This window comes from Opitutia bacterium KCR 482 (assembly GCA_029269845.2).
Taxonomy (GTDB): domain Bacteria; phylum Verrucomicrobiota; class Verrucomicrobiia; order Opitutales; family Intestinicryptomonadaceae; genus Merdousia.
In genome coordinates, this window is record CP149973.1 from 2,188,828 (window position 1) to 2,203,376 (window position 14,549).

Genomic DNA, 14,549 nt, shown 5'->3' on the forward strand with positions numbered 1-14,549 from the left:
GTCAAAAGCGGCGGCGTCTTTCGAGAATTTTTGCGTCGTCGACGAAAACCGTTCCGCGCGTGTTTCCGACGAAAACGGAGAAGCTTGCCGACGCCGCGTTTTCGGGGGCTTTGGCGATTATCCTAAGCTTCGCGAAGTCGAAAAATCCCGACGGCGCCTGAATGCGCTTTGCCGAAATCTGCCTTCCGTTTTTGTCGGAGAACGACAGCCGCGCGTAGCAGACTTCGCCGATTCCCACGTTGCCGTGAATCCGCGCCTCCGCCGCGTAGACCTTTCCGCCCGACGCCCGAACGGAGTTCGTGATTCCGACGAAATTTTGCGACGACATCGCGACGGATTTCCGTCCCGAATACGCGCGTTTGTCCGACACCGCGAGCGTTTCGGGGCTTGCCGAAAGCTTGAATGTCCGCCAGCCCGCCAGCCCGTTTTCAAAGTCGGGGTTTTCCGAAATTCGGACGGCGTCGGCGGCGAGTTCGGTGAGTCTTGCGAAATCGTCGCCGAGTAGTTTTTTTGCGCGTTCGGCGGTTTGCGGATTTTTTAAAAGTCGCTCGCCGACAAGTTCTCGGGCGTCTATAAAACTAATTTTTTTCCACACGGAGAAATCGAACTTCGGATATTTTGTATTTTCCGCGTAGCGTTCCATTGCGAGCCTTTTGCGGGTTTCGGCAATTTGCAGGGCTTCGAGGGTTTCGATTGCGTCGGCGTCGGACTCCGCGCCCTCGAAGAGTTTTTTTTGCAGCTTGTACGCGTCTACAAACGCCTTTGTGATGTCGAAAACGAGCCTGATTTCGCGCACTCTGTCGCGTTCGGTTTGCGTTGCGCCCTTCGCCGTTTCGGCGGCGGAGAGGGCCGATTCCATCTTGCCGATTGTGTCGGCGTCGAGCAGTTCCGCCTGCGATTCGCGCTTGTAGAGTTTGAGCCATGCGGGCTTGTCGCGCCTCGAAAGCCACGCGTTTTCGGCGGTCTCGAAAAACTCGTCCACGCTCCCCGCGGCGTTTCCGAAATACGACCTGAAAAATTCGCCGCGCAGTTTGTCGGCGTCGGCGTTTGCGTCTTTGAGCAGCTTCGAGAGAATGTACATTTTGTGCGCGTCGTACGCCCACAGCGGGCGGCTTTCGCAGACGTAGAGCGTCGCGCCGAGCCTCCGCGCGTATTTGAGCGAATCGGCAAGCAGTTTCGGCGAGCCGCGCGGCACAAAGTAGGGCGCGCCGTAGTTGTAGTCGTATATGCCGAGCCTGCCGATCCCCGACTTCGCCCATTTTTCGAGCAGCTTCAAGTCCTTTTTTCTCTCGGTTTCGTCGAAGTTGTTCTGCCTGTCGGCGCAGAGGAAAACTGCGGCGTTCGGCGACATTTTGAAGTCGGGCGGGTTCTCAGTGTAGAGGTAGGCGATTTCCGCGACGAGCCTGTCGGGATACCGCGCCGACACAGCGTTCGCGACGGCGTTTGTGAACGCGAACACCGCGTTTCCGTAGTCGGCGTATCCGTGCGGAGTGGTAGGGCGGCGCAGAAGCGCAGTCGGGGGCGTGTCGTCGAAGTTCGGCGCGTCGGCGTAGGAGACGCTGAACATTTTGCGGTCGGGGTGTTTTTCGAAAAATTCGCGGGTTTTGTCGGCGGCGAACTTTCTGACATCGACGTTTAGAAAGTCTATTTGCGGCTGTTTCGTTTCCGCGAACGATATTCTTTTGCCGCGCCGCATTGCGAGCCAGTCGGGGTGTTCCGCCGCGACGGTAGCGTTTACAATGCGCGTAAGCGAGTGCGCCGAAAGCGCGTAGGTGTCGTTCTTGCCGTTTGCCGCCGCAAAGAATTTCGACGCGTCGTCGTACTGAGGAAAAAACCTGCCCGAATACGAAAATTTTTTCGACGCCTTTCCCGCGGCAAACTTTGCCGAGCCGTCGCGGACAATTCCGAGCGGCGGCGGCGCGAGGATTCGGACTCCCAAAAACTTTTCCGCAAATTCGCCGACGGCGGATTCTGCGTCGTCGGGGTTTGCGTAGTTTATTTCGGCGGAGCGTCCGCCCGCGCGGAGTTCGACGGAATCATCGGCAATGTCCGCATGCGAGATCGTTATTTTGTAGTTCGGCGGAAATTCGACCGCGCTTTCGGCAAGCAGGGTTTCGAGCATTTCGGCGGCGCGTTTTTCCGCGACAGTCGCCGCGCCCGCCGCGCAGGCGAGCGAAAGTGCGGAAGCCAGAACTGTCGGAAAAATGCGCATGTCGGGGGATAATGGTGGAGGTCGGGCGCGGATTTGTCAAACACAAGCCGCCGTTTTTCCAAAAGTATCCAAAGTATTTTTGACTAAAATTCGGGAGCGGATAAAATCGCGCACATGAATGCAACAACGCAGATTAAAAATACCGTAAAGATATGCGCCGACTCAAAGCGTTTCGACTCCCCGACGGATTCCGAAACGGGGTCGGCTGTAAAATTCAGACAGTTCGACGCCGTCCAGTTTTGCGTAGTTTTCAGGACGAACGGCGCGCTTGCCGACCTCTCGAACGCCGCGTATGCCGAGCTTGAAATCTCCGACATCGGCGCGTTGAACCGCCCCGAACCGCGCACCGCAAGCGTCCTTGTCCGCAAGCGCGTATCCGCGCTGGAAACGTCGCTCGACGAATCCGCCGTCGCGTCGGGAAGCTGCCACGCGACTTTCGAATTGGACAAGTCCGACACGAAAATCGACGCGGGCGAAAAGTGGCTGCGCATCTACGCGGTCGATTCAGACGGCTCGCGCACGTCGTTTGCAAACGGCTGGATTTTCGTAGAACCGACATACGGTGAGGATTCAAATTTGGCGACGCCCGACGACCTGAAATACTTGGTGTCGGCGCGCGACTACGCCGAAGTTTCGGAGGGCTACGCAAACGGCGGCGGCGCGGGGCTTTCCGAAACATCGCCCTATTATAAAAACAACTCGAAGTATTTTTCCGAACAGGCGAAAGCGCATACGGAGTCTTCTTCCGCGTACGCCGCGCAGGCGGAAAGCTCCGCGCAGTCCGCAGAGGCGTCGGCGGGAATTGCGGGCGGCTACGCTTCGAACGCGGCGGATTCCGCGGCGTTTGCTTCCGTTCAGGCGGAAAGCGCGTCGGCTTCGGCAAGTTCGGCGCAGTCTGCAAAGGCGGAGGCGGAATCGGCAAAGACAGCCGCCCAGCTTGCCGCGGCAAGCGCATCTTCTTCGGACGCGGGGCGTCTTGCGCTCACAAAGTCCGACAGCGGCACATTGTACTTTTCGGGCGGCTCGGCTTCGGCGACTCCCAACCTTGCGTTCGATACGATTTCCGTGCTCTTCAAAACCGACTTCGACTTCTCCGTCCCGCAGCTCGACCCCGTTTTCTTCCCGTTCTATGTAGGCAAGACAACGCTCGGCAAATTTATTAACGTCCAGTACGGCAACAACAACTCCCTTCGCGCAATGATTAACGGCGTAAACGCGGGGATTTTCAACCGCTCGGATATCGCCGCTCTCGTCGGCGACGGACTCAATGCGTTCGCGTTCGTCTTCAAAAAACTCGCAGACGGCAACATTCAGGTGTCGCTTTTTGTCAATGGTGTCGCAGTGCAAAACCGGGCGACCGCAACGGCGGAGTATCCGACCCTTGAAAGCTTCATCTCGATAAACAAATGGGGCTCGTCGCTCGTCTACGCGGGAACGGTTCGCTATTCCGACTTCTGCATTTTAAACTTCGATGTTTCTGCCGCCGACGCCCCGTACTCACTCGCAGAGTACCAAAAAGGCAAGCGTCTTCCGCCGTTTTTGAGCGGCGGTGTCTACATCAAAAGCAATCCCGACGTGGTGGCGCAAGCGACGCCCTCGGCAGGCAACCTCGGGCAGACAACGCAGGGCACGCTTGCAAAGTCCGACGACGGCTACACGCTCACGCTCACGTCCGCCTCAACCCGTCGCTTTTGGTTTAAGTTCGACAAAAAGTATCCGGCAGGCACTTGGTTTAGAGTGCGCAGAGGTGCGCTCACATGGGACGACATGGAGACCACAGGCAGCCGCATTTCGCAGACGTCGCTCAACGTTGGCACATCGACAACATCGCCGTACACGACGCCCGTTAACGACCTGCCGACAAGCGAAGCGGTGGACGTAGTTTTTCAAACGCCCGTCGATGCCGACATGGTGGGCTTCCCGACTTGGAACGGCGCGGACGTGCCGACTGCCACGATTTCGATTCCGTATTTCGAATTCGAAGTACTCGGCTCAACAACCGCCCTTGAAAACTACACGTTCGACGGGAAAATCCGCGACGCTTCGGGCAACGAAAGCCACGCGACAATAAGCGGCTCTGTTGCGGGAGACATAGACAATTCGGTAAATCAAATATATTCGGCATTCTCCGCAAAATACACTCAGGAGAACGCGTAAATCAAAAATTCACCTATGAAAATAAACCTACAAACAAACATCAACGGGGCTTCGCAGACGGTCGAAGCCGAAATCAGGGGCGTGAACGTGTACATCGAAACCGCGTTCGGGCGCAGTGTAATTCAGCTGAGGGAGAAGTCGGAGCTTGCGGCGATAGAGCCGTACGCCGAGACGATTCAGGCGATGGCGGACGCGTATGCCGCGCTTAAAAATCCGCAGGCAACGGAAGAAGCGGGCGGAGAAAGTTCGGGCGAATCGGAAAGCGGCGCTTCAACCGCAGACGGCGAAGCTTCGGGCAATGCCACCGCAAACGGCAGTATGGAAACGCGCGGCGCGGAGTCGTCCGAAACATCTTCCAATGCGTGTTCGAAAGGCGAATAAATGGACGGGCTTGAAATACTCGGCGCAACGGGCGCGGGCGCGGTTGTCGGCGGCGTTCTCACATGGATTACCGCCCTCCGCAAGGAATCGCACGAGCGGCAGCTTGCCGTAATCGACAAGTTGCGCGACGCCGCCCGCGACGCCGACGACAGCGCGGACAAGGCGGCGGCCCGCGACTGCTCCTGTGTGGGGCAGCGGGTTCGGCAGTTCATCATAGCGGCGTTGATTTTCAGCTTCGTTGTCGCGCCGTTCATTTTTGCGTGGACAAACATTCCCATCGCCGTCGAGCGCACGGAGGAGTGGGGCGGCTACCTTTGGGGAATTGTCCCCGAATACACGCGGCAGGTGATAGACTACGCCGCGGGCTTCTACATTCCCGCCGAATTCAAAGTGGCGTTTATGGCGATTGTCGGCTTCTACTTCGGCAGGAGTGCGGCGCGTTGAATATCCGCGCGGTCGAATCTCCGACCGTTTCCCGCCGCCGCGCCGCAACGGATTTTGCGGGCGCGGCGGAGGACGCCGACATTTCGAGACGCTCGGATTTTTGCGCGCGTTTACAAAAATGCGCTTGACTTGCCCACACAATTTTAGATGATTCAATACGATTTTACCGACGAAAAGTCGGCGGACAATATGCCTAGATGGCGGAATCGGCAGACGCAGCGGACTCAAAATCCGCCGGTAGCAATACCGTGAGGGTTCGACCCCCTCTCTAGGTACTTTTCCACAACCCGCGAAACACTGTTTCGCGGGTTTTTTTGTGCCAATCGTTATTTGGAAATATTTGGGCTTGCAAGATGGCGTTTAAGAAACAGGTCGCCGCGTGGGTTGCGCTTGTGCGCAATGGGCTAATTGGTGGGTGGGCGCATTCGGCGGCACTTGTGTGATAAAACGCAAAACGCGCGGAGGGGGTCAACAGAAAAGACCGCAAGTTGTTTAACTTGCGGTCCTTAAAGTGGTGGCCAGACCAGGAATCGAACCAGGGACACAAGGATTTTCAGTCCTCCGCTCTACCATCTGAGCTATCTGGCCTTCGAAAATTTTGAAGTTCTCATAAGACCCGATTTTCTCTGTTTCGTCAAGCTCTTTTTCAAACTTTTTTGCTTTTTTTATTTGTTGATTGTTGCCGCCTTTTCCTTTTTAATTCCCCGCAATCCTCAATAAACTTGTTATATGAAATACTTATTTGCATTACTGATGTCAGTTTCGTTCGCGCTTCACGCCGCAAATTTGAAAACGGTTGAACTCTTTAACGGCAAAAATCTCGACGGCTGGACTCCGTTTGTCGCCGACGGCTCGAATCCCGCCGCCGTCTTCTCCGCGGACAACGGCATCATTTGCGTCAAGGGCAAGCCTTTCGGCTATCTCCGCACCGACAAAAAATATTCCGATTTCAGGTTGCACGTCGAATGGAAGTATCCGACCGAAACCGTCAACAGCGGAATTTTCCTTTTCGTTCAGTCGCCCGACAAAATTTGGCCGAACGCCGTCGAATGCCAGCTCATGAAGGGGCGCGTGGGCGATTTTGTTTTGCTCGGAGGTTCCGACGTCGCCGAGTTCGAAATTCCCGCGGGCAAGCAGCGTCCGCAATTCCCCGTCGTCAAACGCTACGGCGAGTCTAACGAGAACCCTGCGGGCGAATGGAACAATGCCGATATCATTTGCATTGACGGCACGATTACGGTTTTCATAAACGGCACGCTCCAAAACAGGGCGACGAAAGCGGCGAACAAATCGGGCTACATTGCCTTGCAGTCGGAGGGCGGGGAAATCCATTTCCGCAACGTAAGGCTGACGCCGCTTCAAAACTAAGCTGGGTTTTTCCGAACGCCGCGTATTTTGCGCGGCGTTTTTTTGTGTCCGCGTTCTGGCTTTTTTGTTGCGGCGCAGGCGGGACGCGCTAAGATGCGGATTTTATTTATGAGTTTGATTTCGCTAAGCAACGTCTCACTGAAATTCGGCGTCAAGGTGCTCCTCGACGGCGCGGATTTAAACATTCTCGAAGGCGATTCCGTCGCGCTTGTCGGCCGCAACGGCACGGGGAAAACGTCGCTGTTGAAGCTTGTGGCGGGGCTGAACGTTCCAGATTCGGGGCGGGTTGAGCGGCTGAAAACCGTCAAGACCGCGTACCTGCCGCAGGACGTTCCCGTGGATTTGCGCGGCTCGGCGTACGACGTTGCGGCGGAGGGTTTGGGGGAGGTCGGCTTGAAGCTTTCGCGCTACCGCAGGCTGCTTGCGGAGATCGAGGCGGGGGCGGCGCACACCGACGAATTCGACGCGCTTTCCCTTGAACTAGACGCTCTCGACGCGTGGAGTGTAGACTCCAAAATACGCGCGGTTCTCGAACGGCTCGAAATCTCCCCCGAACTCGACGTAGCGTCGGCTTCGGCGGGATTGAAACGCCGCGCCCTGCTCGGACGCGGACTTGTGTCCGACCCAGACATTCTGCTTCTCGACGAGCCGACAAACCACCTCGACATCGACTCGGTTTTGTGGCTCGAAAAATTCCTGAAATCGTGCGGAAAGACGCTTGTGTTCGTGTCGCACGACAGGGCGTTTTTGCGGAATCTTGCAAACCGCGTTGTGGAGGTCGACCGCGGCAAACTCATCGCCTTCGACTGCGGCTTCGACGAATTTGTGCGCCGTCGCGACGAGCTTCTTGCCGCCCGCGAGCGCAACGAGGCGGTCTTCGACAAAAAGCTCGCGCAGGAGGAGGCGTGGCTTCGCAGGGGCGTCAAGGCGCGGCGCACGCGCAACGAGGGCAGGGTGCGCGAGCTTATGCGCCTGCGCGAAATCCGCCGCGCCCGCCGCGAGAAAATCGGCGACGTAAACCTGCGCGTGCAGGAGGCAGCCGCGGGCGGTCAGAAGGTGCTGGACGTAAAGAACGTTTCGTTTTCGTACGGCGGCTCTCCGATTGTGAATAACTTTTCGACGACCGTTTTTCGCGGCGACAAAATCGGGATAATCGGGCGCAACGGCATAGGCAAAACGACGCTGCTTAATATTCTGCTCGGCACGCTCAAACCCGATTCGGGCGAAGTCGTCAACGGCACGTCTTTGCAGGTGGCGTACTTCGACCAGCTCCGCAACGGGCTTGACGACGGCATGCGGTTGTGCGATTTCGTCGGCGGCGGTTCGGACTTCGTAACGGTCAACGGCGCGAAGCAGAACGTCATGGGCTACCTGCAAAATTTTCTCTTCGAGCCGTCGCAGATTTTGAGCGACATCGGCACGCTTTCGGGCGGCGAAAAAAACAGGCTCATGCTCGCAAAGATGTTCGCGACCCCCGCCAACGTGCTCGTTCTCGACGAGCCTACGAACGACCTCGACATGCAGACAATCGAGATTCTCGAAAGCGCGCTCGTGAACTTCGACGGCACGATTCTGCTTGTCTCCCACGACCGCGAATTTTTGAACGACATCGTAAGCGGCGTTTTCTGCTTCGGCGAGGACGGCTCGGTTTCGGAGCTTGTCGGCGGCTACGACGAGTGGGAAAAATTCAGGGCGTCGCAGGCGGCGTCGAAACGCGCGGCGAAGACCGAAAAGCCCGCGCTTTCCGAAAAATCCGCCGCTCCCGCTCCGAAACGCCGCGACAAATTCACGAACAGGGAGCGCGAGGAGCTGGAGACAATCCCCGCGAAAATAGAGGCGTTGGAGGCGGAACGCGCCGAGCTTGCCGCAAAGCTCGAAGACCAGAATTTTGTGGTGTCGAATTTCGACAAGCTCGAAGCAATCAACGCCCGCATGCAGGAAATCGACGCCGAAGACGAACGCCTGATGACCCGCTGGGCTGAGCTTGAAGAGCGGCGCAGCGAAATGAAAAGCGGCAAATGAAGATTCCTATTCCGAAATTTTTTGTCGCGCGCGCCGCGCAGGCTTGCGGCTTCGGGCGTGCGAGGCTATTCGGCGGACGAATTCGTGAGGGCGTCGGAGCTTCCCGAACCCTGCGTTTTCGAAACGGAGCTGTTCTACATAGCCGAATATTTTACGAATGTGGAATCCTACAAAATAATAAGCGATACTTTGAATAGGGGCGAATACGAAAGCTTTTCGTCCGAAGCATCGTGGAAAAGATTTTTCGAAATGTACAACTCTGCCGCCTCCGAAAACCGAAACGCTGCGGTCGAAATAGGCACACAAAAAAGAGCCTCCAAGCGGAGGCTCTTTTTTGTCGCGCGGGCGGTTTACAGGTCGGAGTTGCCTCTGCCCAGCCGCAGGAATCGGCAGTCGCCCTTTTTCATTTTGAGCGTGAGCGTCCGCGAGTTTCCGAGTTTGTTTCCGCTAAGGGCGTTGTAGACCGCGCCGTCGCGCCCGAGGTCGATTTCGTATTCGCCGTCCTCTACCGCCACGACCGAGATGTACGCGCCGTTTGCGTAGACCACCGCTCCCTGCTTGTTGTAGACGTGCGCCCCCGCAAGCTCCGCCATGTGGCGGTAAAGCTCCGTGGGGATTTCGGGCACGCCGCAGAAAAGCTGCGGGTGCTTGCCGCTTTTGCGCAGGACTATTGCGGGCGAGCCGTTTTCGAATTTCGCAAGCACAAGGTCGCCGCTTTCGGGAATCGGCGAGAGCAGCGGCATTGCGTATTCCGTGCCCGTTATCGGTTTCAGCCCGATTTTTGCGCCGTCTTCGGTCGGTGTTGCCGCAGCTTTCGCGGTGATGAGCTTGACTTTGAAGCCCGTTGCCTCCTCTGTTGCGGAGGTCGAAAATTCGCGCCTGTCGGTGTCGATGTAGGCGGGAAGCCACGCCCAGATGTTCGCCGATTTCTCGCGCAGGGCGGCGCACGCGGCGCGTTGGTCGGCGTTCAGCGCGTAGACCGAAAGCATTGCGTTGAGCTTTGCGGCTTCGGGCTTGGCGAGAACGTCGGGAAGCAGGTACTGCCCGAACGGCACGCCGGAGCGGTTTGCCGCAACCCTTCCCAACGACATCAGCCTGTTTGTTGTGATTCCCGCCGCGCCTTTTGCCGCCACCATGCACATGGAGGTTTCGTCCATGACGAGGCGCATTTGCGGGAGGTAGGGGAGGGGGCGGGCGATGATGTCGCGTTCGGGCTTTGCAAAGCTTTTCATTTCGCGCCAGAGATTTTTGTCGTCGAACCAGCCCTGACCGAAGAGATCCATCCACCAGACGCCGTTGTTGCGGACGGTCTCCTGCGCGAGGTTGCGGCGCAGAACTTCGCGCGAGTCTTTGCGCGTGTAAAGCCCCGAATATTTGCCGGGGTAGTCGCGTCCGTCGCGCGGGGCGAGGTATGTTGAGGTGTCGTCTTCGTCAATCCAGAGCTTGCCCGAATCCGTGATTGATTCCGTCGCGCCCATTGTCGTTTTGCCGTCGCCGAAATTTCTGTCGGCGTACGAAATCGGACCGGACACCGCGTCGATGTCGGACGACTTCAAGATTTTCGAAAGCGCGTAGTGCCCCGAAAACGCCGGACCGTTGCGCACGCCCGAAAATTCGAACCCGTAGCCGAAGAAGAAAATCGAGAGCCTGTTCGGCGCGGATTTGCGGATTACTTTTGCGAGCCCGAGGACGGTGTCCGCCATCTCGTCTTGCAGGAAGAGATTGAGGTCGGCGAGCTTCCACTGGGTCTTTGGGTCGATGATGTAGGCGGGGGCTTCGCGCTCAGCCTGCGTTGGGAGGGGGATTTTTTCGAAGGAGTCGGGCGCGGCGCAGTTCCACGCCTTTGCGAGGTTTTCGGGCGTGCCGTACTTTTTTTTCAGCCAGACGCGCCACGCCGCGAGCGTGTTTTTGTCGTAGCCGCTGAACGAGCTGTGCCACGTTCCGCCGTAGAACCATTCACGCGAGTTTCCGCCCGCGGGGTGGTAGCCCGCCATGTTGTCGGGGTAGTGCTCCTCGCAGTATTCGATGAACTGCCGCAGCGATTCAGCCGCCTCCCTGCGGTAGGCGGGCGACGACACGGAAACGTAGGTTTCGTTGAGAGTGCCGTCGGAATTTTTCATGATGTCGTCGGGGTGCGAGTCGCGCCACCACTTGTTGATTTGGGGGTCGAGGCGCACGCGGGGAATGAGTTTCGCCTTCGGGTTTGCTTCCAGAAACACGCCGAAGGCGCTGTCGATGTATTTGAAGTCGGGCTTTTCGTTCGGCTTCGTCCAGACGCCGTTTATTTCGAACGAAACGAAATTAACGCCCGCTTTCGCCGCGTGTCTGATTGTGGAAGCGGCAATCGACGTGTCGGACTTTACGAACATGAATTTGTTGTCGTAGTAGTAGACGGAGGTCGAGAACGGGCGCGGGGCGTCGCTTTTTGCGCGGAGCTTGACCTTGTATTTTTTGCCCTTTTCGACGGGAATCGAGTTTACATACAGGTGGAAGCCTTCGAGCTTTTTGCCGCCGCCGAGCGTAAGTTTAAGGGCGCGTTCGCCGTCGTCGGCCGTCGTGTTTTCGAGCTTTACGGGCGGGTTTTCGCGGAAGCCCACGCACCAGTGCTCAATGCTTTTGTCGGTCTTGTCGGACGCCGTGTCGAGCGAGAACACGACTTTCCCGCTTTCCGACTCCGAGACCTCCCACTTCGAAAAGTAGATTTCGCCCGCGCTCTTTCCCATGCGCAGTTGGACGATTGCCGGCAGGTCGTTCGGGGCTTCGAACTCCAATTCGGTTTCCTTCCAGACGTTCGCCTTTTTCAAAAGCGGGTGGTTGAGGGTTGCTCCGCAGCCTCCCGCAACCCAGACAATGCGGTTGCGCAGCGGCTTGCCGTTTTCCGTTATGAAGGGCGCGCCGTTGAAGCTTTCGACCTTGTATTGCGTCTGCGCGGCGCAGGCGGGTAGCGCAATTCCCGCCGCCGCAAACAAAATGTGGTAGATTTTTTTCATATGCGTTTGTTCGATATGGTTATTTTTTGATGTCCGAGTTTCCGTTTCCCAAGCGTAGTAGCTTAGAGCCTCCGCGTTTCATTTCGATTGTCGCCTTTCCGTGTTCGCCGAGCTTTTTGCCCGTGAGAGCGTCGAAAACTTCGGCGTCGGAGCGCGCGTCGATTTTCACCGTTCGGGTTTCTCCGTCCGCCATTTCGGTCGGCGTAATCGAGATGTACGCGCCGTTCGCGTAGACCGCCGCGGGGGAATCGGTGTAGATTTTCGCGCCCGAAAGTTTCGCCATGTAGGCGTACATTTGAAAGGGTATTCCCGCCGTTCCGCAGAAGAGCGTTTTGCCGCGGAGCACGAGCGCGGGCTTGCCGTTTTGGTAGTTGCCGAGCACAATGTCTCCCTTTTCGACTTTCGGCGAGAGCAGGGGATTGGGAAAGCGTTTGTTTTCGGGTATGCCGAACGACTCTCCAAGCCCGATTTTTCTGCCGGCGGCCGTTGTGATGATTTTTCCCAAGATTTGTCCGTTTTGGATATTTTCAACTTCGAACCCCGTGGTTTCCCTCACGGCGTCGGGCGAAAAATCGCCCTTGTCGAGGTCGATGTACGCGGGCGCCCAGACGAAAACGGAGGCGTTTTTCTTGGCGCGTTCCCTGATTGCCGCGCGTTTTTTTGCGTCGAGCGCGTAGGCTACGGCGTAGATGTCGAGCTTCGCGTTTGTGGGCTTTCCGAAGAGGAGGTCGTCGAGCAGGTAGTGCCCGAACGGCGCGCCGATTCTGTTGAGAGTTGCGCGCGCCCTGCCGAACTCGCGCGTCATCGTGCGCGACGTTGCGCGGGCGGCGCAGTAGAGCGCGGAGGTTTCGTCGAAAACAAGCGCGATTTCGGGGTCGTATGGCGACGGGTTTTTTATCATATCGGTCTCCGCCTCGGCGAACGCGGTTTTGAGTTTCCAGAGCTTTGCGTCGTTGAAGAAGCCGCTGCCGCTCAAATCCATCCACCACGAGCCGATGTTTCTGACCGCCTCGTGCGCCATGTTCCGCGTGAGGACGTTGAGCGTCATTTCGCGCGTTTTTTGTTCGGGGTCGATTCCGGGGTAGCTGCCGACTTTCGGGGCGAGGTATGTGGAGGTGTCGTCCTCGTCAATCCAGAGCTTGCCCGCGCGGGTGATTGATTCCGTCGCGCCCATTGTGGATTTCCCGTCGCCGTAGTAGCGGTCGGCGTATGAAATCGGGCCGCAGAGGGCGTCGATTTTTTCGTTTTTGAGCAGTTTGCCCAGCCCGACGTGTCCCGAATACGCCGCGCCGTTGTGCAAGCCCGAAAATTCGCCCGCGTAGCCGTAGAAGAACACGCAGAGTTTGTCGGGCACTTTCTCGCGGATTACTGTTGCGAGGCAGTCAATCATGTCGAGCATTTCGTCCTGCCAAAATTCGTTGAAGTCGGCGATTCGCCTGTCGGTTTTCGGGTTTACGAGGTAGTCGGGTTTTTCGCGCTCCGCCTTTGTGGGCACTTTTTCGGCGGCGATTTTCGCGTTCGGGTTGTTCCACGCCTTTTGGAGCGCGTCGTCGTTTGCGTATTTTCTGCCGAGCCAGCGCACCCATGCGTCCGCCGTAGATTTGTCGTAGCCCTGCCAGCGGGGGCTATGCGAGTCTCCGTAGAACCATTCGCACGAGTTCCCTCCTCCGGGGTGGTAGCCGATTACGTTTTTGCCGTAGTTTTTTTCGGCGAAGTCGATGATTCTGCGCAGCGCGCGCTGCGAGTCCGCCCTGAATTTCGGCGACGAAATCGACGCGTGCAGGTTGCTTTTTGCGCCGTCGAAGTATGTGAGGGTAGAGTCGGGGTTGGCTTTCAGCCATTTCAGCGGCGGATAGAATCTGATGCGGATTAATATTTTTGCGTTCTCGTTGTTTTTTACAATCGACTTCAACGCGCCGTCGAGGTTCTCGTAGTTCGAGCCGTCGTCGTCGAAAAAGTCCGCCGCCTGAACGGGGAAAGTTACAATGTCGACTCCCGCGTTCCGCGCCAGTCTTACCTGCGGCTCGACGCGCGAGAGCGGCTTGGGCGCGATTGCCTTGTATTGTCCGTCCGCCCTGTCCATAAGCGTGTACGCATACCTAAGCGGCGCAAATTCTTTGCTTGTTTTGATTCTGAATTTTACGGTATACGCCTTGTCCGCTTCGAGTTTGATGTCTTTTACGTAGACGTGGATTTGGTTGAGCAGAGGCGTTTCTTTTGTGATTGCGACGCGCAACGCGCCGTTTTTCGCGCCGTCAGCCTGCGTGTTTTCCATTATAAACGGCAGCTGTTTCACCCTGCCTTTGCCCGAGCACCAGTAGTTTATGCGGGGGTCGGGCTTTTCGCCGTCGAATTTCAGTTCGAAGATTTTTTTGCCGCTTTCCTTTTCTGTTATTTCGAATTTCGAGAGGAAATATTCGCAAACTTGGTTTTCGGTTCTGATGTGGAAGCGGGCGTCGTCTATTGCCGTTTTTTGCGGCTCGACGTCGAACGACACGCTCCGCCACTTCGTTTCGAGCGGCTTGATTTCCGGCGGGGCGGGCGTGAAGTATGTGGGCGACACATAGAGCATTCGCGCCCTTTGCGGCTTGCCGTCGAACGTTATGCGCGGCACGCCGCCGACGTCCTCCACTTTGTACGTTTCCACGTCTTTGCCGCATGCGGCTAGTAAAAAGGCGAGAGCCGGTATCACACACAGATATTTTTTTATAAGCATAGCAGTTTACAAATATCGGACGCGCGTTTTTAGGTCAATCCTTTTGTATGTCTTGGAATGCGCAGGATTTCTGCTGCGCCGCCTGTGCGCGAAAAAACCGCCGAATCGGCGGTTTTTTTTGCGGAGCTTTTCGCGCCCGAAATTCGCAAACTATTTTCTAAAATTTGCGAAAACTTCGGCGGATTAAAAAACGGGCACAATGCTTATCGAAAGTTTCGCAAAGCGGGCTTCCAAAATAGCGCGGGGTTTCCCGAAAACG

The 14,549-nt window shown here is 57.0% G+C and carries 9 protein-coding genes and 2 tRNA genes; 7 read left to right on the forward strand and 4 right to left on the reverse strand.

Annotated features, from left to right (window positions below; genetic code table 11):
• Position 1: 1 nt before the first annotated feature.
• A complete protein-coding gene (locus P3B99_009390) occupies positions 2-2,212 on the reverse strand; it encodes a DUF4838 domain-containing protein (GenBank protein ID WYJ07408.1) in 2,211 nt (736 codons plus the stop codon).
• 114 nt (positions 2,213-2,326) lie between these two features.
• On the opposite strand from P3B99_009390, the gene P3B99_009395 reads away from it, so the two are divergent.
• The 4 genes from P3B99_009395 to P3B99_009410 all read left to right on the forward strand — a co-directional run bounded on the left by P3B99_009395 (position 2,327) and on the right by P3B99_009410 (position 5,469).
• Positions 2,327-4,369 (forward strand): hypothetical protein, encoded by a 2,043-nt coding sequence (locus P3B99_009395; protein ID WYJ07409.1) that lies wholly within the window; start codon positions 2,327-2,329, stop codon positions 4,367-4,369.
• A 15-nt stretch (positions 4,370-4,384) separates the two neighbouring features.
• Positions 4,385-4,750 (forward strand): hypothetical protein, encoded by a 366-nt coding sequence (locus P3B99_009400; protein WYJ07410.1) that lies wholly within the window; start codon positions 4,385-4,387, stop codon positions 4,748-4,750.
• On the forward strand, positions 4,751-5,194 hold the full coding sequence (locus P3B99_009405) for a hypothetical protein (GenBank protein WYJ07411.1): 444 nt from the start codon (positions 4,751-4,753) through the stop codon (positions 5,192-5,194).
• A gap of 191 nt (positions 5,195-5,385) precedes the next feature.
• A tRNA-Leu gene (locus tag P3B99_009410) sits at positions 5,386-5,469 on the forward strand.
• 237 nt (positions 5,470-5,706) lie between these two features.
• Here P3B99_009410 and P3B99_009415 read toward each other — a convergent pair.
• Positions 5,707-5,782: transfer RNA gene (locus P3B99_009415), tRNA-Phe, on the reverse strand.
• Between the two features lie 141 nt (positions 5,783-5,923).
• Between P3B99_009415 and P3B99_009420 the strand changes: the two genes are divergently transcribed.
• The 3 genes from P3B99_009420 to P3B99_009430 all read left to right on the forward strand — a co-directional run bounded on the left by P3B99_009420 (position 5,924) and on the right by P3B99_009430 (position 9,046).
• Positions 5,924-6,562 carry a DUF1080 domain-containing protein gene (locus tag P3B99_009420; GenBank protein ID WYJ07412.1) on the forward strand — a complete coding sequence of 213 codons (639 nt, stop codon included), beginning with the start codon at positions 5,924-5,926 and terminating at the stop codon, positions 6,560-6,562.
• A 108-nt stretch (positions 6,563-6,670) separates the two neighbouring features.
• On the forward strand, positions 6,671-8,584 hold the full coding sequence (locus P3B99_009425) for an ATP-binding cassette domain-containing protein (protein ID WYJ07413.1): 1,914 nt from the start codon (positions 6,671-6,673) through the stop codon (positions 8,582-8,584).
• Positions 8,585-8,605: 21 nt separating this feature from the next.
• The gene (locus P3B99_009430) at positions 8,606-9,046 is read left to right on the forward strand and encodes a hypothetical protein (GenBank protein WYJ07414.1); all 441 of its coding nucleotides are present in this window, start codon (positions 8,606-8,608) and stop codon (positions 9,044-9,046) included.
• On the opposite strand, the gene P3B99_009435 is transcribed toward P3B99_009430, so the two are convergent.
• Positions 8,935-11,574: a beta-galactosidase gene (locus P3B99_009435; GenBank protein WYJ07415.1), complete on the reverse strand. Its 2,640-nt coding sequence runs from the start codon at positions 11,572-11,574 to the stop codon at positions 8,935-8,937. The genes P3B99_009430 and P3B99_009435 overlap by 112 nt on opposite strands.
• 19 nt (positions 11,575-11,593) lie before the next feature.
• Complete coding sequence (locus P3B99_009440; protein ID WYJ07416.1) at positions 11,594-14,221, reverse strand: beta-galactosidase; 2,628 nt, start codon at positions 14,219-14,221, stop codon at positions 11,594-11,596.
• Between the last annotated feature and the right edge of the window lie 328 nt (positions 14,222-14,549).